The 25,333-nt window shown below is 46.1% G+C and carries 27 protein-coding genes; 22 read left to right on the top strand and 5 right to left on the bottom strand.

Features of this window, described 5'->3' with window-relative positions:
• Nucleotides 1-74: 74 nt before the first annotated feature.
• The 8 genes from KCX82_RS21125 (at nt 75) to KCX82_RS21090 (ending at nt 7,282) form a co-directional block, all read left to right on the top strand.
• A complete protein-coding gene (locus tag KCX82_RS21125) occupies nt 75-2,432 on the top strand; it encodes a M14 family zinc carboxypeptidase (protein WP_227020453.1) in 2,358 nt (785 codons plus the stop codon).
• 190 nt (nt 2,433-2,622) lie between these two features.
• Nucleotides 2,623-3,069 carry a DUF2975 domain-containing protein gene (locus KCX82_RS21120; RefSeq protein ID WP_227020452.1) on the top strand — a complete coding sequence of 149 codons (447 nt, stop codon included), beginning with the start codon at nt 2,623-2,625 and terminating at the stop codon, nt 3,067-3,069.
• Between the two features lie 16 nt (nt 3,070-3,085).
• On the top strand, nt 3,086-3,292 hold the full coding sequence (locus tag KCX82_RS21115; RefSeq protein WP_227020451.1) for a helix-turn-helix domain-containing protein: 207 nt from the start codon (nt 3,086-3,088) through the stop codon (nt 3,290-3,292).
• 5 nt (nt 3,293-3,297) lie between these two features.
• On the top strand, nt 3,298-4,887 hold the full coding sequence (locus tag KCX82_RS21110; RefSeq protein ID WP_227020450.1) for a DUF4153 domain-containing protein: 1,590 nt from the start codon (nt 3,298-3,300) through the stop codon (nt 4,885-4,887).
• A gap of 204 nt (nt 4,888-5,091) precedes the next feature.
• Nucleotides 5,092-5,520, top strand: coding sequence for an acyl-CoA thioesterase (locus KCX82_RS21105; RefSeq protein WP_227020449.1), 429 nt, complete (start codon nt 5,092-5,094; stop codon nt 5,518-5,520).
• Between the two features lie 94 nt (nt 5,521-5,614).
• Nucleotides 5,615-6,136, top strand: coding sequence for an FmdE family protein (locus tag KCX82_RS21100; RefSeq protein ID WP_227020448.1), 522 nt, complete (start codon nt 5,615-5,617; stop codon nt 6,134-6,136).
• Nucleotides 6,137-6,274: 138 nt separating this feature from the next.
• The gene (locus KCX82_RS21095) at nt 6,275-7,075 is read left to right on the top strand and encodes a TetR/AcrR family transcriptional regulator (protein ID WP_227020447.1); all 801 of its coding nucleotides are present in this window, start codon (nt 6,275-6,277) and stop codon (nt 7,073-7,075) included.
• Nucleotides 7,076-7,135: 60 nt separating this feature from the next.
• A complete protein-coding gene (locus KCX82_RS21090; protein WP_227020446.1) occupies nt 7,136-7,282 on the top strand; it encodes a hypothetical protein in 147 nt (48 codons plus the stop codon).
• A gap of 197 nt (nt 7,283-7,479) precedes the next feature.
• Here the strand turns inward: KCX82_RS21090 and KCX82_RS21085 are convergent, their stop codons facing one another.
• Nucleotides 7,480-8,250: a 4Fe-4S binding protein gene (locus KCX82_RS21085; protein WP_227020445.1), complete on the bottom strand. Its 771-nt coding sequence runs from the start codon at nt 8,248-8,250 to the stop codon at nt 7,480-7,482.
• Between the two features lie 157 nt (nt 8,251-8,407).
• On the opposite strand from KCX82_RS21085, the gene KCX82_RS21080 reads away from it, so the two are divergent.
• Nucleotides 8,408-9,076, top strand: a complete 669-nt coding sequence (locus KCX82_RS21080) for a Crp/Fnr family transcriptional regulator (RefSeq protein WP_319633372.1) — start codon at nt 8,408-8,410, stop codon at nt 9,074-9,076.
• Nucleotides 9,077-9,112: 36 nt separating this feature from the next.
• Nucleotides 9,113-10,552: a 23S rRNA (uracil(1939)-C(5))-methyltransferase RlmD gene (gene rlmD, locus KCX82_RS21075; protein ID WP_227020443.1), complete on the top strand. Its 1,440-nt coding sequence runs from the start codon at nt 9,113-9,115 to the stop codon at nt 10,550-10,552.
• Nucleotides 10,553-10,725: 173 nt separating this feature from the next.
• Here the strand turns inward: rlmD and KCX82_RS21070 are convergent, their stop codons facing one another.
• Genes KCX82_RS21070 through KCX82_RS21055 form a run of 4 tightly spaced genes read right to left on the bottom strand, consistent with a single transcriptional unit; the run spans nt 10,726 to nt 12,993 of the window.
• Nucleotides 10,726-11,196, bottom strand: coding sequence for a flavodoxin family protein (locus tag KCX82_RS21070; RefSeq protein ID WP_227020442.1), 471 nt, complete (start codon nt 11,194-11,196; stop codon nt 10,726-10,728).
• A gap of 39 nt (nt 11,197-11,235) precedes the next feature.
• Nucleotides 11,236-11,637, bottom strand: a complete 402-nt coding sequence (locus tag KCX82_RS21065) for an FMN-binding protein (RefSeq protein ID WP_227020441.1) — start codon at nt 11,635-11,637, stop codon at nt 11,236-11,238.
• Nucleotides 11,638-11,695: 58 nt separating this feature from the next.
• The gene (locus KCX82_RS21060; RefSeq protein ID WP_227020440.1) at nt 11,696-12,382 is read right to left on the bottom strand and encodes a DUF4386 family protein; all 687 of its coding nucleotides are present in this window, start codon (nt 12,380-12,382) and stop codon (nt 11,696-11,698) included.
• Between the two features lie 14 nt (nt 12,383-12,396).
• Nucleotides 12,397-12,993, bottom strand: coding sequence for a TetR/AcrR family transcriptional regulator (locus KCX82_RS21055; protein WP_227020439.1), 597 nt, complete (start codon nt 12,991-12,993; stop codon nt 12,397-12,399).
• Between the two features lie 179 nt (nt 12,994-13,172).
• Here KCX82_RS21055 and KCX82_RS21050 point away from each other — a divergent pair, with 179 nt between their 5' ends.
• The 12 genes from KCX82_RS21050 to KCX82_RS20995 all read left to right on the top strand — a co-directional run bounded on the left by KCX82_RS21050 (nt 13,173) and on the right by KCX82_RS20995 (nt 25,295).
• Entirely contained in the window at nt 13,173-13,754 is a 582-nt protein-coding gene (locus KCX82_RS21050; RefSeq protein ID WP_227020438.1) for a TetR/AcrR family transcriptional regulator, read from the top strand.
• Nucleotides 13,754-14,440, top strand: coding sequence for a hypothetical protein (locus KCX82_RS21045; RefSeq protein WP_227020437.1), 687 nt, complete (start codon nt 13,754-13,756; stop codon nt 14,438-14,440). Before KCX82_RS21050 ends, KCX82_RS21045 begins: the two co-directional genes overlap by 1 nt.
• Entirely contained in the window at nt 14,433-14,936 is a 504-nt protein-coding gene (locus KCX82_RS21040) for a flavodoxin domain-containing protein (RefSeq protein ID WP_227020436.1), read from the top strand. The genes KCX82_RS21045 and KCX82_RS21040 overlap by 8 nt, the downstream gene beginning before the upstream one ends.
• Nucleotides 14,937-15,258: 322 nt before the next feature.
• Nucleotides 15,259-15,768 carry a hypothetical protein gene (locus KCX82_RS21035; protein ID WP_227020435.1) on the top strand — a complete coding sequence of 170 codons (510 nt, stop codon included), beginning with the start codon at nt 15,259-15,261 and terminating at the stop codon, nt 15,766-15,768.
• 1 nt (nt 15,769) lies between these two features.
• Complete coding sequence (locus KCX82_RS21030; RefSeq protein ID WP_227020434.1) at nt 15,770-16,024, top strand: hypothetical protein; 255 nt, start codon at nt 15,770-15,772, stop codon at nt 16,022-16,024.
• 216 nt (nt 16,025-16,240) lie between these two features.
• Complete coding sequence (locus KCX82_RS21025) at nt 16,241-16,444, top strand: hypothetical protein (RefSeq protein ID WP_227020433.1); 204 nt, start codon at nt 16,241-16,243, stop codon at nt 16,442-16,444.
• A 4-nt stretch (nt 16,445-16,448) separates the two neighbouring features.
• Nucleotides 16,449-17,381 carry a DNA adenine methylase gene (locus KCX82_RS21020; protein ID WP_227020432.1) on the top strand — a complete coding sequence of 311 codons (933 nt, stop codon included), beginning with the start codon at nt 16,449-16,451 and terminating at the stop codon, nt 17,379-17,381.
• Nucleotides 17,382-17,444: 63 nt separating this feature from the next.
• Nucleotides 17,445-17,852, top strand: a complete 408-nt coding sequence (locus KCX82_RS21015) for a hypothetical protein (protein WP_227020431.1) — start codon at nt 17,445-17,447, stop codon at nt 17,850-17,852.
• Nucleotides 17,849-18,136: a division/cell wall cluster transcriptional repressor MraZ gene (locus tag KCX82_RS21010; protein WP_227020430.1), complete on the top strand. Its 288-nt coding sequence runs from the start codon at nt 17,849-17,851 to the stop codon at nt 18,134-18,136. The genes KCX82_RS21015 and KCX82_RS21010 overlap by 4 nt, the downstream gene beginning before the upstream one ends.
• Before the next feature lies 1 nt (nt 18,137).
• Entirely contained in the window at nt 18,138-18,716 is a 579-nt protein-coding gene (locus KCX82_RS21005) for a hypothetical protein (RefSeq protein WP_227020429.1), read from the top strand.
• Between the two features lie 455 nt (nt 18,717-19,171).
• Nucleotides 19,172-20,581, top strand: coding sequence for a group II intron reverse transcriptase/maturase (ltrA, locus tag KCX82_RS21000; protein WP_227020428.1), 1,410 nt, complete (start codon nt 19,172-19,174; stop codon nt 20,579-20,581).
• A gap of 121 nt (nt 20,582-20,702) precedes the next feature.
• The gene (locus KCX82_RS20995; RefSeq protein ID WP_227020427.1) at nt 20,703-25,295 is read left to right on the top strand and encodes an S-layer homology domain-containing protein; all 4,593 of its coding nucleotides are present in this window, start codon (nt 20,703-20,705) and stop codon (nt 25,293-25,295) included.
• Nucleotides 25,296-25,333: the final 38 nt, after the last annotated feature.

Below are 25,333 nucleotides of genomic sequence, written 5' to 3'. Positions count from 1 at the left end.
TAGGGGTAGTCCGGTTTTTTTTACCTGGTAGTTTCGGACAGATCCAAAGTATTTTAAAGGAGGAAAATGTGAGTATGAAAAGACAAAGGAGACAGGTTTTTCTTGCCCTGTTCATCGCTGCGCTGTTAATCTGCAGTACATTTACGGCCTTTGCAGCAACCTCGCCATCTGAATATCCGCTGCCAAGAAATGCGGTGCTTTACTCAGAAATAGAGGGGCAGCTCAAGAGCTTGGAAGCAAAGAATCCGAATTTGATGGACTACGAGGTTATCGGCCAGTCGGTAGAGGGAAGAAACCTTTATCTAGTCACGATTTCCGATGCAGAAGGCATGAAAAAACTGGATCAGTATCAGAAGTTCATGCAGGATGCCGTCAATGATCCTGAAAAAGCATTAAAAGAGCTCAACGCCAAGGGCGACAGCAAGATCCCCATCTTTTTCAATGCCAGCATTCACGGTAACGAAACCACAGGTACCGATGCAGTGTTAAAGCTGATCAATAAGCTTCTGACAGACACCAGTGCTGAGACAAAACAGATTCTCAAAAACTGTGTGGTTCTCATCAATGTCTGCCAAAATCCTGACGGCAGGGCATCCGGACACCGAGAGAATGCTGTGGGCACTGATTTGAACAGAGATTACATTACCCAAAGTCAGCCCGAGGTTCAGGGGGTCGTCAAAAATATAGCGACCAAATGGTTTCCCACAGTGATGCTGGATCTCCACGGCTTTATGGGCAGCGGTAATGTTCTTCTTGAGCCCTGTACCATTCCTCATAACCCCAATTATGAGTATGACCTTGCTCTCAAATATGCTCTGCCTCATGCAGAAGCCATTTCAGCAGAGATTACCGCCCTTACCAAGAGGGATGTAGATATTCCTATTAAAGTCTGGGAGGATGGCTGGGATGATTATCCTCCAATCTTTACACCGCAGTATTTCATGTATCTGGGGTCCATCGGACACACCCTGGAGGTAAAATTCCCCAACCAGCAGGGGATCGATACTGCTTATACGGCGAGCTATGCTTCTTTAAAATACGCATCCAAGAATAAAACTGAATTACTGAAAAATCAGTTTACCATCTATGAAAGAGGAGTAAAAGGAACAGTGGTGGAGACGGATATAGATTTTCCCGAAGCCTATGTGATCCCTATGACTCAAACGCAGCAAAAGGATACGCTTGAAGCTGCCAATATGATCCGGCACCTTCTGGACAACAAGGTAGTGGTAAAAATGGCTGAGAAGGAATTCACAGCGGATGGTGTGACCTATCCGGCAGGAACCTATGTGGTTCCCATGAAGCAGGGCTTGAGAGGGCTTGTCAACACCATGCTCTGGAAGGGCGAGGATGTAAGCGAGCTGGCATCGGCCATGTACGACATTTCTGCCTATTCCTTCCCGCAGCTCTGCGGTTTTGATGCCGTGGCTGTTGAAAAGGGCTTTGACGCTGATTTGACAGCAGTTTCGGCTGCTCCCGTGCTGAAGGGAACCTTCACAAAGGGTACGGAAACCAATTATGTTATGCCTGTGGAAAACAATCAAGCCTATAAAGCAGCCAATGCTCTTGTAAAGGATGGCTATGCTGTTTATCGTACCGGAGAGACAGTGGGAGCTTATGCCCCCGGAACCTTTGTCATTCCCAATAAAAAAGGCCTGGAAGAAAAGCTGGCAAAGCTGGCTTCGGAAAATGCTGTGACCATTCAAAATATGGGAAGCATTAAAGGGAAACTTCTGCCGGTAACACTGCAAAAAATCGCTGTGATCGGAAATGACGGCGGTGTGGCAACTGCCATGAAAGAGCTTGGCTTTAATGTGACTGCAATCCCTTATTTTCTGATCAATAACGGATATGACCTGGAGAAAAACGGCTTTGAGTCCATGGTCATCAGCGGAACCGAAGCTTTCTGGAAGGACAGCTACGAAGCTACCGGAATTACCTGGTCTCTGGATGAGGTAGGGCAGAATGAAGTGATCGAATTCGCGAAAACTCATGATTTCATTGGAGTCGGATACGCCGGTGCAGCATTGAACGAAGCTGCAAAGAAGTTGAATGTTGCGTATACCTTTACCGGTTCTGAAGAGGATGGTCAGACTGCAGAAAACGGTATCTGCCTCATGGACGGCAATAACACGGATCCTGTCAGCTTCCAGTTTGGCACTCAGGAAACCGTATTTGCCTATGCCCCTGTCTGGTTTGATAAAATGGACAGCAAGGTGACCACGGCGGCAACCTTCGGAAAGGGAGAAATGTATTTGGCCGGCTTCTGGATGGAACCTGAAAAAGCAGCCGGTGCCGCGGCCATCATTCATGATAACAGCAAGGGCTTTGATGCCGTACTCTTTGGTATTGAACCTACCTTTAGAAATTATACCCCTGCCACCTACGGACTCATGGCAAATGCCATGTATTATCTGGGGTATGAAAAGTAGTTTATCAAAAACTTAAAATATGAAAATTAGTTTATCCAAATAAAAAAATGAGGTTGCCTGATTTGGCAGCCTTATTTTTTTGATTGATAAACGGTAACAATTTATCGAAAAACGATAAATTGTTGTTGACAATCAATAATGGCAATACTATAATAATAGTGAAATCGGGGACAGAAAGGAAGGAATTGACATGTGGAATCCAAGCAAATCGGTCACGCTTTCCTGCATTTTCACCAAGCTGGTCATCATACTCGTGATCTGCTTTGATCTTACCGCACCTTATGTGATCGGAAAATATTTGGTATATGCAGGAAGAAATCCGGATCTCATCCAGCAGCTGCTGTTTATTGTTTATACCTGCAGTGCTCCGGCTCTGGTCGCGTTGTTTTCACTTAACAAGCTGCTTACCAATATCAAAAAAGGGGAAATTTTTATCGAGAAAAATGTTGGGTATCTTCGAAACCTTTCCTGGTGCTGCTTTGCTGCTTCTTTGATCATGCTGCTTTCAGGTTTTACCTATATTTTATTTTTGATCATTGCGCTGGGAGCGGCGTTTTTCGGCCTTATTCTCAGAGTGGTAAAGAATGTTATCGAACAGGCTATGATCATTAAAAATGAAAATGATTATACCATTTAGACGGGAGGGGTGAGAGATGGCCATTGTCGTAAATCTTGATGTCATGATGGCAAAACGGAAAATATCCGCAGGAGAACTGTCGGATAAAATTGGGATTACCCCTGCAAACCTATCTATTTTGAAGAATAATAAGGCAAAAGCCATTCGCTTTTCAACGCTGGAGGAAATTTGCAAGGTGCTGGATTGCCAGCCGGGGGACATATTGGAATATAAGGAGGATTAGGGAACATGGAAAGAGAGTTAACAGGGGGAATGAACGGAATTGCACCGGATAAAAATATCGGGCCGAGTCTGGACGGCACCTGGAAGCCGAAGCCGGCTCTGCCCAAAGTGATTACAGGAAAGGATACCGGGTTCGCTCTGGTGATGCTGGTTATCGGATTCCTCTTTTGGAATCTTATCCCCCCAGGCAGTTTGGGGGCTGGAGTTACTTTATTTGCCGTTATTATCTGCATCGCATCGGGGGGATATCTTCACATCAGCGGACTGAAGCAGGGGAGGGCAAGTTTGGTTTGCCTGGCGGTTATCCTTTTATCTTCTACCTATTTTCTGCTTTCAGACAGCATCATCATAAAGAATTTAAACTTCTTATTTTTGATGGCCGGTTTTATATACTGGATTTGTCTTACCACAGGAAACAGAATGGAAAAACGGCTTGCCTTTTCTTTTCTGTACGATATGATAAACCAAAGCATTCTGATCCCTTTCTCCAACTTCTCCTGCTGCTTTGCGGCATTCAAGAGCAGAGTCGGAGAAAACAAGCGGGGTAAGGGAATTGTCAGCGGTGCTGCCGGTATTCTGATTTTTCTTCCCGTGCTTATTCTGGTGGTGAACCTTCTCATCGATGCGGATGCGGCCTTTGAAAGTTTTATTGAGAATCTTCGGTTTTCCTTTTCCGCCGATCTGCTGGAATATCTCCTGCAAATGATTCTGGGCATCCCGGTGGCCTGCTACCTTTACGGGATGATCTACGGCAACCGATACAAAAGATATACGGATCATTTGACTCTGGAATCTGCGGAAAAGAATGTCATGGCTTTCCGCTTTGCGCCGGATACTCCGGTATATTCTGCCTTGACTGCACTGAATCTAATCTATCTGGTATTTTTTCTCACGCAGGCAGCTTATCTCTTTTCAGCCTTTACAAGCAGTATACCCGCTGCAATGACCTATGCAGAATACGCCAGAAGAGGATTTTTTGAGCTTTGTACCGTTGCCGGCATCAATCTGGCTGTAATCGCCGTCGCTCATGCTATTATCAAACGTGAAAAGGAAGAAAAGCAAAAACTTTTAAAAGCAGAGACTCTTGCCATTTGTTTTTTCACCATTCTGCTCATCGCCACCGCTATGAGTAAAATGGCGATGTATATCGAAAGCTACGGACTCACCCAATTACGTGTCTATACCTCTTGGTTCATGATCCTGCTGCTGGCAGTTTTCGGGGTTATTGCAGCCAGACAGTTCAAGAAATTCAATGGGACAAAAATTGTTATCATAAGCTTTGTGATATTATTTTTCGTACTCTGTTACGGAAATGTAGACGGTATGATCGCAAAATATAATATTGACCGTTATCGGGAAGGTACACTGGAAACACTGGATGTTGCGGCATTGTCGGAACTTTCGGATGCGGCTGTGCCATACCTTTACGAACTTTATCAGGAAACAGATGACGTAGAATTCAAGGCAAGTCTTCGTTCGGCCATAAACGGAAGATATTACGACGAGGCAAGCATGCTGCCCTATGAAACTACATTCCGTGATTTTAATCTGCAGACGCATCAGGCAGAAAAGATCCGTGCCGTTATTTCCAATTAGGATTCAGGGAACCATCGGGGACCTTAATCGTTGTCGCCCTTGAGGCAACGCTCCTACGGAACTCCTCCGCAAGCTTTGCTTGCGGAGGAGTTCTATTTAGGAAACGTGGATTCCGTCATTTCCACTTTTTTTATCTTTCAAATAGTGGTATAATGTAGTTTATTTGTGAAGTCAGTCAAATTAAAATAACAAAAGGAGGCTAGGATGATAGAGCACAAAACAGTTGTCAGAGTAATCTACGCGGATACGGATGCAATGGGCGTTGTATATCATACCAACTACATTAAATGGTTTGAGATCGGAAGGACCGAGCTTCTGCGAAGTCTGGGATATCCATATGCTCAGTTCGAGGAAGAAGGAGTTATGCTGCCTCTTGTTGAATGCAGCTGCAAATATAAGATACCGGCTAAATATGATGATCTTCTGGAAGTGAAAGCGTGGATATCAGAGGCAAAATCAGCAACAATCACCATAGATTACGAAATTTACAGGAAAGAAACCGGAGAGTTGCTGGTTACCGGCATGACAAGGCATGCTGTGACAGATACCTGTCTAAAACCGATTCGCTTACGGGACAGAAATAAAGGTTTGCATGAGCTGTTTCAAAAATGTGTAAAGCCTGATGCGGAATAGGAATAAACAGGAACTGAACGTATGAAATAAAGAAGTATAAACAAAAGCCGAGTGAATAAAACTGACTGAAATTATATATAAGAAAGGAGCCTATATGGATATTCATGCATTATTTGATCAGAGTGCCGCATTTCATGGACATACCTGTCCGGGGCTTGCCATCGGCGTAAGGGCTGCGGCGGAAGCACAAAGAATTTTGGGATTGAAGTTCTCCGAGGATGAAGAAATCGTATGTGTCACGGAGAACGATGCCTGCGGTGTTGACGGTATTCAAGTTATTTTAGGCTGCAGTGCGGGAAAGGGCAATCTTATTTTCAGAATGAGGGGAAAGCAAGCCTACTCTTTTTTCAACCGGAAAAATGGCAGGAAAGTAAGACTGGTTCTTAAAAATTTGCCGAAAATGGATCGTGAGGAAAAACAAAAATTTATTCTGGATGCCCCCTTCGAGGACGTATTTCTTGAAAAACAACCGGATTACGGACTGCCTGAAGAGGCGAGAATTTTTGAATCCATTGAATGTGAAATCTGCGGAGAAAAAACGGCGGAGCCGTATATCCGTTTGGAAAACGGAAAGAAGGTCTGCATCGACTGCGTCACGGAATACCATAGAGTGTAATCAATAAATTAATTATAACCTTATCTGAATTAGATTTCTCATCGTACAATCAATCGTCGCACACTGATTCATACTAAAATTCGAAATACAAAAATGACAATTCAGGTTTCTACGATCTAAGAATGGAAGGGATGAATAGTGGAGGAAGAACTCTATCGGGAAAAAATCCTAAAGAGTGCGCAGAACATATGCAAACGCGAGGGTGCAAAGAGTCTCACTGTCGATAACATAGTGGCAGAGAGCAAAATCAGCAAAAGAAGTTTTTATAAAATCTTTCCGACGAAACACGATTTTTTATCAGAATTAAACCTGTATTCAAAGGGCTGCTGCCCTGCGGTTTTTGACGAACGAATGGCAATCATACAAGCTGCCGAAGAAGGTATTTCAAAATACGGATTTAATAATATAAATCTGGAAACCATCGCTGGTGCTGTAGGATTGAAACGAGGAGCCATCTATAAATATTTTAATGATAAATATGATCTTTTGGAAGACTGTATTGAGTTTCAATTCAGCCGGCTGAAAGCATTGGTTGAAGAAATGTATCAGCAAAATAAAGATGACCCGGTTCGTTTTTTCAAACTGTACATTACCGGTTTCGGTAATTTTATCAATTATTCCCATGATACCACTATCTATACCGAGGTTTTCAGTCACCTCAATTATAGAAAGAAAATCCGGGCACAGGCAAAAGGACTTCAGGATTATTTTGAAACAATTTTTTCAAAATGCCTGAAAATCGGGATTGAGATGGAGATTTTTCGCGAAGACGTGGATGTGGAAACAGTGGCAGAGGCGCTGCTGCTCACGGTCAACGGTATGGGATTTTATATCGGTGATGAGGAGTCGACACATAAAGAGATCATATCCCCTAAAACGATAGATGCAATCTTAAATATTCTTTTCAATAGTATTATGAAAGAACCAAATCAGTCATAACGATGCATTTTTTGACTCCTTTCGAAAATAATAAACTTAGTTTCGAAAGGAGTAAGATAGATGGATAACAACAAAAATAGAAGAAAAGACAGAGAAAAAAGCAATCCTGAGCTTCGAAAAATGGAACCGAGAGACCATGCGGATGCCGGAATCATCCATGGTGAAAAAATCGGCGTACATGACGGCAAGCACGAAAAGAGCAAATAAATAAAAGAAAGAAAAAAATAATAGATAGAGCAACCATCTTTCGATGCAGTCTATCTATTATTTTTTCTGGCCAATCTAGTCGATTTAGCCATCTATATGAATGAAACTGTCAGGGGCAGAATAAAGTTCCGTCAAGTACGATTCATTCTTTTTGTTCTGCAGCTGGTTCCCGGAAATGAATGATGCTTCAGAGAAGGCTATGCTTCTAAGATATCTCCGGTGGTAGAAATGGTTACTACCTGCCAAGGAATCATTTTTCCGCTGTTTCTCAGAGCGTTGATTGCAGCATTCTGAATGCCTCCGCAGCACGGAACTTCCATACGGACTACTGTTACGCTCTTGATATTGTTATTCTGCAGGATGGCCGTTAGCTTTTCGGAATAGTCTCCTTCGTCCAGCTTCGGACAACCGATGATGGTAATTCTGTTTTTGATAAATTTGTTATGGAAATCAGCGTAAGCATAAGCCGCACAGTCGGCTGCAATGAGGAGGTTTGCTCCGTCAAAATACGGTGCATTCACCGGAACCAGCTTGATTTGAACCGGCCATTGCTGAAGCTGTGATTCCATTGCCTGAGTTGGTACGGAAGCTGCAGCTGGTGCTGCTTCGTTCTGATGCTGAGCGTCATTGATCTGATCAGCATTCTGTGTAGTGTGATCTCTTTTCAGCATTCTGGACTGACTTCCCGGACAACCGCAGGGGATATCCCCATGGTGTGCTTGCTGCTGATTCTTTGCCATATTAGCTTTTACTGCTGCTTCGTCGTAAGCTGCTGCTTCTCTTTCTACAAAAGTGATGGCACCTGTAGGACATGCAGGAAGACAGTCTCCGAGGCCGTCACAGTAATCATCTCTCATCAGCTTTGCCTTGCCGTCCACCATACCGATGGCGCCTTCGTGGCAAGCTTTCACGCAGAGTTCGCATCCGTTGCATTTTTCCTGATCGATATTTATAATTTTTCTTATCATGTTATGATCCTCCATTCTTTACTCGCCTCATTTGCTGATTCAAATTCGGCAAACCTGTGAGATTTCTGATGTCTATCTCATTTCATTTTTGTTTTGCTTTTATGACTTAAGTATAGTACAATGATTTTAATCATACTGTTGCATTTGCAACAAAGGAGTGAAAAATTTGAAACAAAATTTTAAAATACTGCTTTCTTCCGCTCTTTTCAAAGGAATTGACGAAAAAGATCTAGAGAGCATGCTGAAATGTCTTGATGCCTCGGAAAAGAAATACGAGAAAAATGATATCATACTTTTGGCCGGCACGAAAGTCACTTCTGTCGGAATTATCATGGAAGGTTCTGCTCAGATTACCAGAGAAGATGCAGAAGGCAATCGAGCCATTCTGTCTGAGCTTTCCAGAGCGGATCTCTTTGCCGAAGCCTACGTGGCAGCGGGTTACCAGGACGTGCCCATCACCGTTATTGCCACCGCTGCCTGCAGAGTGGTCTGGATTCCTTTCAGCAAGGTGGTGGCAAGGTGTTCCTTTGCTTGTGACTTTCATCGGATTTTGGTAGAAAATATGTTGAAGGTCATTGCTGTAAAAAACATATGGATGAATGAAAAAATGCGGATTCTTTCCTGCAAAACCACAAAGGAAAAGCTGCTTACTTATTTAGCGGATTACTCTGAGCGAGTGGGGAAGAATAAGTTTAAAATCCCCTTTACCAGAAACGAGCTGGCTGATTATCTCAGCGTGGACCGCAGCGCCATGTCCAGAGAGCTGGGCAAACTCCGGGATGAGGGATATTTGAAATTTGATAAAAATGAATTTGAAGTGTTATAGTAAACAGTAATGAATAGAAAGTGAGTCATAAATTAAATGATAGAAAAAGGACAAATCTGCGAGCTTACAATAGAGGATATGAGCAATGAGGGACAGGGCATCGGCAGAGTTGAAGGAATGGCCGTCTTTGTGGAGGGAGCTATCCCGGGAGATGTAATAAAAACCCGATTAACCAAAGTAAAAAAGAATTATGCCTTTGGCCACCTGGAAGAAATCCTGCAGCCATCACCGAACAGAGTGGAAGCCGTATGTCCGTCTGCAGGAATCTGCGGCGGCTGTTCCCTGCAGACCATGAGCTATGAGGGACAACTGGCATTGAAGAAAAAAATGGTGAAGGACAAGCTGATCCGAATCGGCGGCCTTGAAAATCCCAGAGTTCTTGACACCATCGGCATGGACAGGCCCTTTTATTATCGAAACAAAGCCCAATTTCCGGTAAGCGGCGGGGGCATTGTGACCAGAAAAGGAGGCATCCTTGCTAATGCAGGCCCATGCAGTATCGGTTTTTATAAGGCCAAGAGCCATGATGTGGTACAATGTGACGCCTGTATGATTCAGTCCGAGTCTGCAGTAAGACTGGCCAGGGTGCTCAAGAATTTTATGGAATCGGATCATATTACGGCCTACGACAAAGAAACCGGAAAGGGTCTCATCCGTCATCTCATTGTAAAGACCGCCTTCCAGACCGGTGAAGTTATGGCAATTCTCGTGATTAACGGAAAAGGCCTGCCAAACGGTGAAAAACTGGTTTACATGATGGACGACGCTATCAGTGAGATTCCACCTGATGAAAATGGGATGGAGTATTCTCTGGAAAGTGTCGTCTTAAATATCAATAAAAAGAAAACCTCGGAAATTATGGGTGAGGAATGCATCACACTTGCAGGGAAGCCTACCATCTTGGATGCGGTAGGCAATTTGCAGTTTGAGATTTCCCCCATGTCCTTTTATCAGGTAAATCCCGTACAGATGAAGAGGCTTTACGATCAGGCACTGTCCTACGCTGGGCTTACCGGCAATGAAACGGTGTTGGATTTGTACTGTGGTGTAGGCACCATAGGATTATACTGCGCTTCCAAGGCGAAAAAGGTAATCGGTATCGAATCCGTGAAACCGGCGGTTATTGACGCCAACAGGAACGCAGTAATTAACGGCATCGTCAACGCGGAATTTATCTGCGGAAAGGCGGAAGAGGAGCTGCCGAAGCTGCTGGAAAAAGGAATAAAAGCTGATGTGGTAATCCTGGACCCGCCAAGAGCAGGCTGCGATCCTGCCCTTTTGGATGCAGTGGCGGAGGCCTCCCCGGACAGAATCGTCTATGTATCCTGCGACCCGGCCACCCTGGCCAGGGACATTAAGTTGCTTGGCGAGAAGGGGTTTGCGTTTGTGGAAGCACAGCCGGTGGATATGTTTCCTTGGGGGAATCACGTTGAGAGTATAGTTCTGATGACGAATTGTGGTTTGAAGGGCAAATGATCCAAGTCAACCACTATATGTAGTGGTTTTGGAGCAAAAAATGAGCAAAAATCGGGCTGAAAAAGTGCATTTTTTGAGCCTGTGTTTTGGGGCATTTCATAGATGACATTCGGTATTTTTGAAGATGATGCCCATTTAAGCTATATATTGCAGACACGTCGAGGCCGAAGCACTCAAACTCGTATTTGAAATTTATCAACGGTTTCTACGATTAATTTCTTTCGCTTGAATGGATTGAGCCAATTAATGATTCCTGTTTTTGTTACCTCTACTCCTTTGGAACGGCAGATCGCAGACAAACGCTCGATGGCCTGATTGCCACCCATCGTCGGTTTAGGGAAAAATTGTGTGACGAACCCCAGAACAACTTTACCTTTGAGAGATTGGAGTTGGCGGAGATACGCCTGCATGACCGGAGATAACATATAGCCACGCACCGGAGCCCCGAAAACGAGCATATCAAATTTATCGAGCTTCGGCACACATGTCAGTGCTATCGAATCCACATTTGTTTCTGTATCGTTTGATGCTGCGACTCTTTCGATTGAAACGGTATGCCCTGCATTAAGAAATTGCTCACGAAGCTTATGTGCAACGGAAAGCGTATGCCCGGTCTGAGAATGAATAATAATTCCGATTTTCATTGTAATCTTCCTTTCTGGATTATAAATAAATCATGTTGTCTATCCACTAGCTTTTAATATTGCATTCTGGATTGCTTTTAAAATGACTTTGCTACTATATGTAGCGCCAGATACACTATCTACATTTAAGGACTGCGCCTCTATAACATTTTCGGGAATAATTTCAGCTCCTTGCCCTTGGCCGTTATTGTGCTTTAATAGCTCAATTTCTTTTATGATATGATTCTTTATAGTTACCCTGACTTCAACTGATATCGGAAAGGCCGAATAACTGCCAATGTAAATGCCATCCTCTGCTGCGGCAAGATCGACATCAGATATTTCTGAAAGAGCCAACTGTTTCAGGTTCCCTTCGGCTTTCGCTAGCAAAAGCTTCGTAGTGATAAAACCGAGTGCCAAGACAAGCACAACAATAATTGTTACAATATATCGCTTTTTCATGCTACCCTCCTTGTTATAAACGCTCATTGCAGATAATGTATCAGATTATACATCCCAGTTAAAATGAAGTGTCGGCGGCGAATTTCCTGAAATTTATCATCAGTAGCGCAATGAATACCACCCAAGGAATGAGGGATAGTAAAGAAAAAATCATGCCCAATACTCCTGCCGATGAGGGTACGATCATAAAGAATCCGGAAGCTAACCCCCACAAGCCAACCGATTTCTTAAACTTATGGCTTTTTATTAATGCATAGGCAAATAACAGCAGGCATATTGTACTCAATACATAGTAGACATCGAAGGTGGTGCCTGTATAACCAGCCATTAAGGCTTCGCCGGCTGCCAAATATATAGTTTGCTGTTCAGGCAGCGCCTGAAAATACTGATTGCTTAAAGTCAGCATTTCAAACGCAGGATTGGACGGATAATAACATGCGATGCCGATTAAACCAAGTATTAATGCCAAGAGTACAATAACGGGCTTTTCTCGGTATAAGAGGACAAAGAGGGCTAAATAGATTATTACAATAATCATATTGTTAAACAGGTAAAGAAAATCCAAGCTCAGAAGTCCTAAAAACGGATTTTGCTGATAAAGTTCAAAGAATCCTTTAACAGTATCCGGTGGCGGTGCAATCACATAAATAACGATTTGTAATGGAATAAGAATGAGCATTGTTAAAGCCAAAAACTGGGCGACGCGATAAAGTGGCTGAAAGTTGATTTTGAAACCTTGGTTCATAAGACATAACCTCCTTAATAATTTCTCTTATTCTTATTGAATAAGTAATTCACAAGTTTTATAAGTTCATCTTTGATGTCTTCTTTTTGTGTAGCACCATTGGATGAGAAACTCAGCATGATCATTCCCTGTAAGGCGTAAATGATAGTCTTGGCTACAACTTCAATATCCTCAGTTTGAATGATGCCTTCCTGGATTAGCCTGATAAAGGATGTCTGCCACATGCTGTGAAATCGTTGCTCAAGCTTTTGATAACTGTCATCTCCTTCCGGTTGAACAAAAGGGTAAAAGTAAAAAAAACGGAAGACATTCGGGTGTTTGAAGAAATAGTCCGTATAGCAGAAAAAAGCGCCAAGGATTTCTTCCACAGGATCATCCTTCTTAAAGGAAATGGATGTAAGCTCTGTAATCATATCCTCAATCATATCGAGACGTAATGTCCACAAGAGAGCATTCACATCCTTAAAATAATAATATAGATTGGTATATGAATATCCTGTTACTTCAGCCAAATATCGAACAGTAACGGCTTCATGTCCTTTATCATGGATGATATCCTTCGCAGCCTCGATGATTTCTTTTTGAGTACGTTCTTTTTTCGTCTGTTTCACATTAACCTCCGGGTACTTTAACTTAGTTAAAATAATTGAACTTAGTTAAAATATATAGCATATTAATAATGATGTCAAGGGGGTTTTATTAAAATATGGTAAAAAAGCTATTGACAATCTCTAAGCATGGAGTATAATATTAAACATGATTAAAACTTGTTTAATAAGGAGTATCAAGTATGAATCAAGATGAGGCAAATGCCAAAGAAAAGATATTCCAGGCTGCACTGGAATTGGTGGCTGAGGGAAAAAACGATCAGCAGATAACGACGAGAGAGATTGCATCAAAAGCTGGCGTAAATCTTGCGCTTGTTAATTATTACTACCAGTCAAAAGAGAATCTGCTCAGCCAGGTTGTAGGAACGATGATGGGCGAAATTATTGAGAAGTCCAACCAAAATAACCACATGGCTATCGACGCGCAGACACGGCTGCGGAATATGCTGCTCGCAACAGCGGATGCGGCGTTCAAATACCGCAATATATGCAAAATCGCTATTTCACTCGAACTGAAATCCGGCTGCGGGAATTCCTGCAAATTGGTCACGCCCTTGCTAAAAGAGATATTGACTGAGTGCGATGAATCGGACTTGAATATTATCGCCATGCAGCTCATGATTCCATTTCACCATATTGTGCTGAAACCAGAGTTTTATAGCAGATATTTGGATACGGATTTTTTTGATGAGGAAAAGAGGAAGCAAAAGATCAATCAAATAGTCGATTGCGTATTATCCGGACGAATCAAGGAGGTAGAGTAATGATAAGCGAAAATACTATTAATACAAGACAAGGCAACGTCAATCGTGCGATTCAGACAATCGTTGCCACGCTCGGTGTCATTTTCGGCATTGGTGGCATGAGTCATGGCTTTTTTGAAGCGTTGCAAGGCAATACTGCCACGAATGGCTATGTAATTGACGCCATCGGAGAGGCAAACAGAATGTGGCTTCATGGAAATGAGCCTGCCTTTACCATCATCCCAAATTTCCTGATAACCGGTATTGCCGCCATGCTGGTGGGGGTTGCCGTCATCATCTGGTCGGCGGGCTTTATGTATAAAAAGTATGCCTCTTTGATATTTCTGTCGTTGTTTATCCTGTTGTTTTTAGTCGGAGGCGGAATAGCTCAGATAATTTTCTTTATGATTGGATGGGCAATGTCCCTGCGTATCCATAAGCCTCTCAATTGGTGGAGAAAGGTTCTGCCAGTAGGTACGCGCAGGTTTTTGTCAAAGCTATGGCGTCCTTTCTTGATTGTCAGCTCCTTGTTTATACTTATTACGTTGCAAATCGCAATATTTGGATTTGTACCCGGCGTATCCAATCCGGACAGCATCAGCACGGTAATGGTATCTACCTTGGGTGTCGGGCTGCTGTTCCTAATTCTCGCGTTCATATCGGGATGCGCTCATGACATTGACAAGGGAGGGGTAACCAATGGATAAGAAAATATTAGTGGCTTATGGCTCCAAAAGAGGCTCGACTGCGGAGATAGCTGAAAGAATCGGTGAAACACTCAGACAAAAAGGCTTGCAGGTGGATGTGCTGGATGCCGGTACAGTAACTGATCTGACTCCTTACAGTAAAATCATCCTCGGTAGCTCGGTTTATATCGGTCTTTGGCATAAAAAAGTCGTGCATTTTTTGAAAAGGAACATAGAAGTATTGGAGAAATTGCCTGTTTGGCTCTTTATATGCGGCCCAACCGGCCCCGGAAACCCGATTGAACAGATGGACGGCTGGTTTTACCCTAAATCTCTCCGACCAGTCATTGAACGCATACATCCTCGTGATATCACCTGCTTTGGAGGAAAATTGGAGCTGAAAACGCTGAACCCTTTTGAAAAGTGGATCATTAACAAAGTACAAGCGCCCGAAGGCGACTTCCGTAATTGGAAGGACATCGTTTTCTGGACGGAAACAATCCACAGGGAATGCTGACGTGTCAAAAGAATTAAGAGGGTAGCAGAGGGGCCGTTATAAAGATATTAAAAATTATCGGTGTTTCTGCCGGCGTTATTAGCGGTACTGTTTTATTGATATGTAGAGCAATTACGATTTTGAAGGCGCAAGGTTAACATTTCAAAAAAGCAGAAATCCTTTTTCATAATTGAGGAAGGATTTCTGCTTTCTGTTATCACGTATCGAAACAACCATATACCGATGCCTAAAAAATCAGCGGGAGTATTTTCTAACGAAGATACCCCCTCTTTTTTTATGCCCTTTTTTAGGGTTCATATAAAAACGAATGGAGGAAATCAAAATGGCAAACGAAACAATGCGTATCTTTTTCCCTCTGAAGATTTTCAGCTATCCTCAGTATGACTGCTCGGAGGATGAGCGGGAGGATATCTCGTCCAGGGATGCGGTGGCATATGAGGATCAAATCCTCGCTGCCATAGCAAAGGAGAACCGGCACTTTGAAAATGACCGAGGTCTTGCCGAGTACATTCACGACGAAGCTCTTAAAGAAAAGGTGCATAGTCTCTACCCGACAGTGGAGGTTGTTGATGGCGAGCTGTGGGGAGTCATGACCGCAGGGCTGAAGGAGACTCTCACCGGAGAAGAAACCGCTGCGCTTATGGACTATGTGTGCGGTCAGAACTCTGATGGTTATGGGGAAGGATTCGAGCAGCGTCCCATCAAAACGCCGGATGGAGAAATCTATGTCAGCTTTTGGGACAGCGAAAATTACTCCATGAAGCTGGAGCAGGAGATGAAAAACAGCTCGCCTGATGCTGGATACGGCGGTCCGGTGATGGGAGGAATGTAAAATGAGCAAGGTGTTCTCCATCATTGGTCTGGAAACCAACACCGGCATCAGTGCAGTCGGCCTCATGAGTGGTATCCCCGAAGCGGAGGACATTCAAAAGTCCCAGTTATATAAAGAGCTGGTCGAGGACTGCGGTGAATCAGAATATATAACGGCGACGGTCAAATCTTACTATTATGGTGAAGGTAAGCCGGAGGACGCCACAGCCGAGGATCTCAATTGGCTTAAGGCCAATCACGAATTTTTATTGAGCTAGGCGGTCACGCATCTGCAGACGAAAAGCTTCGCTATCCTATACCCCGACCAGAGAATGCAGATGAATATGTAGCGCTCTTTAGTTTCTCTTGGAGCTGAAGGGCGCTATTTCTATTTCCGAAACTGTGAGCCAAACAACTAAATAAATGAACGAGAGGGCGCTGTCTTTACAAAAAAGGCAGCGCCTTTTTTGTTTTTCCGAGAAAGGAGCTGAACCATGAACAATGATTTAAGCACAGAAGCAAAAGTAAATGCGGGAGAAACCGGTCTGCCTAAAAAGTTTACCGTCCCCCCGCCCAAAGATACCACCCGATGTGATGGCTGCCCATATCCCGGCGTCGGCTTCATCTGCTGGAGTCCTGACGGCTCCTGTCTGAGAACCGAGGTTGAAAGGATTAGCTCCCGCAGCCCAGGGAGGTGATGCAATGAACAGTCCCATCAGCTGGGTGGGCGGTAAAAAGTCTCTGCGGGATCTGATTTATCAGAGGCTGCCGAAGGAATTCGGCAGGTACATCGAGGTATTTGGCGGAGGCGGCTGGGTGTTATTCGGTCGAAGGCCAAGCACCGTCATGGAGGTATATAACGATTTTAACTCCGACCTTGCCAATATGTTCACCTGTATCCGTGACAGACCCCTGGCTTTGCTAAAAGAGCTTGGCTTTCTTCCTCTTAATGGGCGGGACGAATTCAATGTCCTGAGAAAATTTCTGGAGAAGGAGGAATTCACAAACGAGTATCTGCATGAGGAATTGGAGATAGCGCAAAAGCATCTCACTGAGCTTCAGTTTGAAGAAATTAAGCCCATCCTTTTAGAAAAGGCGCAGATGAACAATGTGAAACGCGCCGCAGCCTTTTACAAGCTCATCCGATTAAGTTACGGAAGCGGCTGCACCAGTTATGGATGTCAGCCATTCGATATCCGTAAAACTTTTGACCTCATTTGGCAGGCAAGCCGGAGGCTCAAGGACACAGTCATTGAGAACAAGGACTTTGAAGCTCTGATAAAGCAGTACGACCGAGAACACGCTTTCATTTACTGCGACCCCCCATATTATCAAACGGAGGGACACTACGAGGTGGTGTTCAGAAAAGAGGATCACTACCGCCTGCGAGATACCTTGGCATCCTGTCTGGGCAAATGGCTGGTCAGCTACAACGACTGCGAATTCATTCGGGAGTTGTATAAAGACTTCAATATCGAAGCGGTCAGCCGGATCAACAACCTCGCGCAACGTTATGACAACGGCTGTGAATATGCCGAGGTGCTGATCTCCAACTACGATACTGGCGAGCGCATGCGGGATATACCTTTGCAAATGGGCTTATTCGACGTAGGCGGTTTTTTCGGCACGCTATAACAAAATCAAATCATATTTTTCAGGAGGATTTACATTATGAAGCTATTTAAAATGGTTACGTCCGTGGATAAGCACGGTCGTATCACCCTGCAGACAGGGGCGCTCGACACCGCAGGGCTAAAGCCGGGCGATGAGGTGAATGTCACTCTCGCTGTGGATGATGATGCGGATGAAAATACCTGTCCGCAGATTGTCCTTACCCCCATTGCGCCTGAAGCAGATGAGCCGTTGTGTGACTGCCAAGAAGATGGCGTGGAGATTTCCCTGACCCTTCCCGACTTGCTTCTGGAAGCGGCTGAGATTTCGGAAGCAAGCGCTCTGGAAATTGTCTGCGCGCCGGGTGCCATCGTTATATTGGAAGCGGATATTCTGGATAATCTGCCGGATGAGCTTCACGAGCTGTTCGCTACACTCGGCATCAACCCCGACACGGTTCGGGAGGTTATGAGAAAGGAGGGTTACTTCGTATGAAAGCAAAGCCCATTTACAAAATACTTGACGAAAAAGGCCGCGTCCTGATTCCAAAGGCACTCCGCGCCGCTGCTGAAATGGAGCATGGCGACATTGTGAGGCTTGGTGTCCAGAAGGGCGTCGTCACCGCTAAAAAGGTTGACCTCATTGAAATCGGCGACCAGTCGCCGGAGGCGGTAGAGGCGTTCGTCCGTGCCGCCATCCGTGATATGCCGGAGGATACGCTTATATCCATAGCGGCAAGGCTGCTGGATATCATCGAGAAAAGAAAGGAGCCGATCTGAGTTGACTGAGAAAGAATTATTTACACAGGAGGACTGCATACAAACCGGATACGGTATGCCAATAGGCGGCAAGGTCATTGTCCTTAGTCCCTCAACGCTGTCGGAGGAATTCCGCAGCGCCAAACATCAGATGTACTTCTGCACCGGAGGCTTCGGCAGCAATCCAAATCCCAGTGGCAGATCTGTCTTTGCCGGTTCCCTTGCTGACGGAGAGCAGGTTCGGTGGAACCGGAGCGACATACTTGGCGTCGCTAAGCCGGAAATCCTTACCGACCATGCCCGTCTACAGCTTTCACAAATCCGTCCTACTGAAGCCTTGGATCTGAAAAGTCATGAGCCGCAGTACAGCGGCTATTGTTTTTTGCCGAATGGCAGATATACCTCCGGCGTGTGGCTGTGCAGCATCAAGGAGGTGCAGGACTACATCGAAATGCAGAAGGACTACCAGCACAGGGTTATGATCTGTGACAGGGATGACTTCTGCGTATTTGAAATGCTTGACGGAAAGGTTGTCCTCCCATTGCAGGAAGCCTTGCAAAAGGAACAGCCGGAGCAGGGCGGCATGGAAATGAAGCTATGAACCAAATAAGGACTTGAAGCCGGAAACAGAAAAAATGGTTCCGGCTTTTTTAGTGCGCGCGGCATGCGCGCGACCTTGACGGTGAAAGTCCGTTACGGGGGTTGATAGCACCAACCGTTAGCCAAGGGCAAGGGTGTCCATCGTGAGGTGGAATCTGAAGGAAGCCGGAGGCAAAGTCCCGGCCTGACGAACAGAAACTGCATATAAGGCATATGTAAACCGGACGAGTTTGCTGAACAAAACGAAGTCCAATGCTATCCGAGGCTTACGGTGTAAATGCAGCAGGTATATGGGATGAAGGGGCGCGAGCTTACCCGCGGATAGCTCATGGACGTGAGGAAATGAAATTTGAATCACGGTTGAAACAAGATTTATCATGAGAAGTCAGCAGAGGTCATAGTACCAGCATGGATGTACATACTGGGAAGGACTGAACAGTAGGAGGTTTGGAGAATTTGAAGGACACGAGGAAATGCAGTGAAAACAGACAACTTCATAAAGAGGGTTACCTGCAGGAAGATAGAGTGGAACTCGAAGGTAATGCAGGAGCGTTGAGCATTTCTTCCATGTCAGACAAGGAAACAAACGATGGAAAATGGTACGCCATGGGGCTGCTTGAGAAAATTCTTGACCGAGACAACATGAACAAGGCATTTAAGAAGGTCAAGTCAAACAAAGGGAAGCATGGAATTGATGGAATGACGGTAGATGAACTTTTGCCGTTTCTAAGAGAAAATGGAGACCGAATGAAGCAGGCTATCATGGAAGGGACGTATAGTCCCAAACCTGTCAGGAGGGTTGAAATACCCAAACCTGACGGGGGAATAAGGTTACTGGGAATACCCACAGTGCTTGACCGGGTGATACAGCAAGCTATTGCACAGGTTCTATCTCCAATTTATGAGAGGGAATTTTCAGACAACAGCTATGGATTCAGGCCGGAAAGAGACGCACACCAAGCTATAAGGAAATGCAAGGAATATATAGACGCAGGCTACAAATGGACTGTAGACATTGACATTGCAAAATACTTTGACACAGTAAACCATGACAAACTGATGCGCATTCTGTCAAAAACGATAAAAGACGGCAGAGTACTGTCACTGATAAGGAAATACCTGCAATCAGGAGTCATGATAAATGGTGTGGTCATTGATACGGAGGAAGGAACGCCACAAGGCGGGAATATTTCTCCGCTTCTCAGCAACATAATGCTGAACGAACTGGACAAGGAGCTTACAAAGAGGGGATTGAAATTTTGCCGTTACGCAGATGACTGTAATATTTACGTCAAAAGCAGGAAAGCAGCGGAGAGAGTAATGGCAAGTATCACGAAATTTCTTGAAGAAGAGTTCAAGCTCAAAGTCAACAAGGATAAAAGCGCAGTAGATAGGCCATGGAAGCTAAAATTCCTTGGATTTTCGTTCTACCTTAAAAAGGGCGAAACCGGAATAAGAGTACATCCCAAATCCGTTAGAAAGCTCAAAACAAAGCTGAAAGCTGTTACAGGCAGAAGCAATGCAATGGGTATAAAAGAGAGGATTGCGAAACTCAAACAGATTATTACTGGATGGGTGAACTACTTTGGAACTGCGGATATGGGCAAACTGGCAAAGGAATTGGATGAATGGCTTAGAAGAAGGATAAGAATGTGTTACTGGAAACGCTGGAAGAGAATCAAAACCAGGCATGACAACCTTGTTAGGCTTGGAATTGATAACTATAAAGCGTGGGAATATGCCAACACAAGAAAAGGCTACTGGAGAATTTCCAATAGCCCAATCCTAGCAACTGCCTTAACCAATGAAAGGCTCAAGAAACAAGGATTCCCGACAATAACCGAAAGGTATTTATTAATACATTAATTCCTATTTGAACCGCCGTATACCGAACGGTACGTACGGTGGTGTGAGAGGTCGGGAATTGAAATAATCAATTCCCTCCTACTCGATTTGTCAAATTTAAAAGAAAGGATTGAGAAAACCCATGAAAAAGAAAGGAAAGCGCATTGCTATTATTACTCTTGCTCTGCTTCTCCTGATATGCGGCGGCATTTATACGGCATATCGCATGCATCCGGAGAGCTTTATCGGGCAGGATGACATCATCACACGCGGCGAGTACGCAGCCATTATGGCAAAGGACATGCAACTGGATACCACAAATACGGAAAAAGAGCCGCCCAGCTTCTCAGACATCGACGGCCATTGGTCGGAAAAGTACATCGAGGCGCTGATTGATGCAGGAATCATTGATCCAGCCGATTACCCTGACGGCTTCCTTCCTGACGATCCCATCACCCGCGCGGAAATTGTCAAGATGCTTGTGAGAGCGGAGGATAAGGATGAGGAAGCTAAAAATACACAGGGGCACAGCGGTTATGATGACCAGTCGGACATCAAGGATGATGACAAGGGATATGTCATCATCGGCCGTGAGGACGGAATCATCGGGGATACGGATGGCAACAAAATCCGTCCCAATGATCCTGTTACCAAGGGCGACGCCGAGGATATGATTGACAAGGTCACTCCGAAGCCGACAGAGCCGGACACAACTACTCCGAGTCCAACGCCGGGTACCACCGAGCAGCCCACACCAACTCCGACAAATCCGGATGAAAATCAGCCGACTCCGACTCCCACACCAACTCCGGGTAATCCGGGAGGAGGTTCAGGAGGTTCGGGAGGCGGCGGATATTATTATCCGGACGCGCAGGTACGCTTTGAGCTTCCCGAAACGGCTCATACTGACAGAGAGATAAAGGTCATGCCAGTATGGAAGTATATGAAAAGCTATACCTGGTCGCTGACCAAAACCGCCGTGGACGGCTCTGAGCAGCCTGTGGATCTGGAGGATGCTGCTAACGGTTCACTTGGCTTGGAAGGCGGCGCCATTCAGTTCAAGGAGGACGGACAGTATACCCTGACCGCCACAGCTAAAAACGCCAGAGGAAAAGAAACGGTGCTGTCCAAACAGATTACAGTATATCCAGTCATCGACATGAGCTTTGACCTGCCGGATACCACCCATACCGACAAATCAGTAACGCTCGCCTTCCCATTGGAAAAGCTCTACGGTCACGATATCGTGTGGTCGGCGACGAAGGACAGCGAAGCAGTCCAGCCGACTGATATTCTGGACGGAACGCTCGGAAACGAAGGCGGCACCTTTGTGTTCAGGAACAAGGGTGAATATACGCTCACAGCGTCCATCACCGATGAAACCGGGAGGGCGTTCACTCACAGTGAAAACTCAAAGGTCTATTCTGTAGCGGAAATCGCTTTTTCGCTTCCAGCTGCATCCCACACTGATACAACTCTTAATGTGGTGACGACTCTGAAGGAGGCTGACGGTCTGAATGTCGACTGGAGCCTTACCCAAAATGGTGAGGCCATCGCCCTTGCGGATGCGGTCGAGGGTACGCTGGCCAACGAGGGAGGTACGCTCCGCTTTAAGGACAAGGGCGTGTATATGCTCACCGGAACGCTCACTGATGAAATCGGCAGAGCCTTTGAAGCCTCCCAGACCATCACCATCTATCCGGTAGGCTCCATCGGATTTTATGCGCCGGAGATTACCCATACCGATGAAACAATCCATGTGGAAGCCCGCTTTGAAAACCTCGGTGACGCCGCAATCCAGTGGTCGCTGACCAGGGACGGAGAAGCTGTTGACCTTGCCGATGCGGTTCAGGGCGAGCTGACCAATGCGGGCGGCTCCATCCGCTTTATAAATAAAGGCAAGTATGTTCTCAGAGCCTCCTTCACCGATCCTGCTGGCAGAAGCTACAGCTACACAGCACCGGTCAAGGTGTACCCCGTTCCTAGCATTTCATATACTCTGCCGGAAACTGCCCATACCGACACCGTCATCAACGTGGTTCCGGAAAGCTCTGAGCTTGGCAGCCTGAAGGTCGAGTGGCTGTTGGAGAACGGCTTCGGATTCCAGGATTTTGGGACTTATGTCAGCGGAACGCTGGATAACACCGGCGGTGCTATCCGCTTCAAGCATGCCGGAACCTATGAGCTGATTGCCCGCATCACCGATGAAACGGGGCGGGTGTTCCTGTTTGAGAACGGCGGCAAAATTGAAGTCCTGCCTGTGCTTAATATTTCCTTCGAGCTTCCTGAAGCGACTCACACCGACCGCACCATCGACTTGAGAACACGCGGCAACAACAATGTGCTGCCAGTTGAGTGGACACTTACCAAGGACGGCGAGCAGGTTGAGCCTTCCGGCATAATGGAGGGAAGCCTGAACCCTTACGGCGGCAAAATATGCTTTACGCAGGTCGGGGATTACACTCTCACCGCATCCATGACGGACGCGCTGAGCAGAGTGTTCTCCTACAGTGCCTCTACCTCGGTTTATCCGATCCCGGTCATTTCACTCAGCGCGCCGCAGATTTGGTACGCTGGGGAAGCCGGAACGGTCAGCGTCATCGGCACGGATCTGGAAAACCTCACCGCAGACTGGACTGTTATAAAGGATGACGGCGGCGCTGAGCCGTATTCGAATTATGCATCCGGCACGCTCACAAAAGCTGGCGGTACAATTACATTCCCTACAAAGGGGCAGTATAAGCTGACCCTAACCATGACAGACCTTACAGGTCGAACCTTTATCCGAAGCCAGAGCTTTACTATCTACCCGATTCCTTCGATGAATTTAAGCATCCCGCAGACCTGGCACGCCGGAGAAGCCGGAACAGTCGGAGTCAGCGGCGCAGATTTGGAGAACCTTACTGAAAGCTGGACAGTCAGGCAGGGAGCTGGCGATGCGAAGCCATATTATGCTTACGCTTCCGGCGACTTGGTTAAGGATGGCGGCACGATTACCTTCCCGTCAAAAGGACAGTACCAGTTGGCCCTTACGATGACAGATGTAAACGGCCGTCCCTTCACCGAAAGCCGCAGCTTTACTGTCTATCCCATTCCTGCTGTTTCTCTCAGCAGCACGCAGCCCTGGTACGTTTGGGAAGCAGGAACGGTCAGTGTCAGCGGCACTGATTTGGAGAACCTCACCGCAAGCTGGACGATTAGTAAGGACAGCGGCGACGTAGAGCCATATTCAACCTATGTCAACGGAACCCTGTCTAAAGCGGGCGGTACAATCACCTTCCCGGCAAAAGGTCAGTATGAGCTGACGCTCACTCTGACAGACGTCACCGGCCGCACCTTCACCAAGAGCCAAAGCTTCACTGTATATCCTATCCCGTCGATGACCCTCGGACTCACGGCACTCAGCTACAGCGGCGACCCTATTGCCGTCACCGCCTCCGGCTCAGAGCTTAACGGAACGAGCATCGATTGGCTTATCTCTGTGGATGGCGGCCAGGCAAAGCCCTATACCCAATATGCCACAGGCTCTGTCGGTACAGGAGGGGGCAGTCTTACCATCAGCACGGATAAAACCATTGCTGTGAAGCTGATTGCGGAAGCAACGGACGTAAACGGCAGAAAATTCACATTCACATCCAACACGGCGACAGTCAAACCAATAGCCAGTTTTCCATTTACCATCCCGTCCTCTGTCCACATCGGCGGCAACATCAATGTATCCCTAACGTCCGTATCCGGACTGGAGGGCAGAACCCTCACATGGTCGCTGACAAAGGACGGCACTCCTGCAAACTATTCAGGATCTTTGTCAAACAGTGGCGGCGCGATTGCCATTAATGCACCTGGCAGTTATGTTCTGACCGCAAGCACTACCGACAGCACAGGCAGAGTATTCACCTATTCGCAGAGCATCACCATCACCAATACTGCACCGAACAAACCTACTGGTAGTGCAACGGTTACCAGAACGGCGCAAAACGGCAAGCTGTTGGTGAACATCTCAGCTTCGGCTACCGATCCTGATGGCGACGCTGTAACGCTTGAGTATTCAGGAAATACAGCGGACAGCTACTATCCTGTTGGTACAAGCACCGTTTATGTCAGAGCAAGAGACGTCTGGGGGCTGTACTCCGATTGGACGGCCATCACCTTCACAGTAACAAACACCGCTCCCACAACTCCGGTGATTACCCGCACCCCTGACGGCAACAGCATCGCTCCCGGCGTACCGATTACCATCACAGCCTCAAGCTCTGATGCTGACGGTGACGCCATCACCTATGTATGGGAAGGCCGCCCGGCACAGACCAGCGCCAATTATCCTCTTGGCAAAAATGTGGTGCGTGTGAAGGCTGTGGACTCCACCGGCGCTGAATCGCCTTGGGCTGCAATCGTGTTCTTTATTGCCGACCCCAACAGAGGCGGCGGCATGACGCTGAGCGGACCGGAATCCGTCATTCTGGAGCAGGGCATCGCGGGCGCAACCATTACAAATTACACCTTCACTGTTCCTCCTGTTTCAGGTCACAGCGGCAACGACTTTGGACGTGTTCGCGGCTATAACGTACTGACCGGACAGTGGGATCAGCTTGACTACGCAACAACTACCAACGGCATCACCTTCAGCCGCAGCTTGTCGCCAGGCATCTACAGTCAGCTGGAGTTTTACTATTACACCAACCACGATTGCATGTACGTGCGTCCGCAAGGACTCTATAGTATCGCTCGTGTGTGAGCATTAGATTAAAGAGAAATCTAATTGGTCAGCCGACT

Source organism: Sinanaerobacter chloroacetimidivorans, from assembly GCF_018128545.1.
Classification (GTDB): domain Bacteria; phylum Bacillota; class Clostridia; order Peptostreptococcales; family Anaerovoracaceae; genus Sinanaerobacter; species Sinanaerobacter chloroacetimidivorans.
Note: the sequence above shows the minus strand (reverse complement) of the source record. Positions and strands in the feature narration are given on the sequence as shown.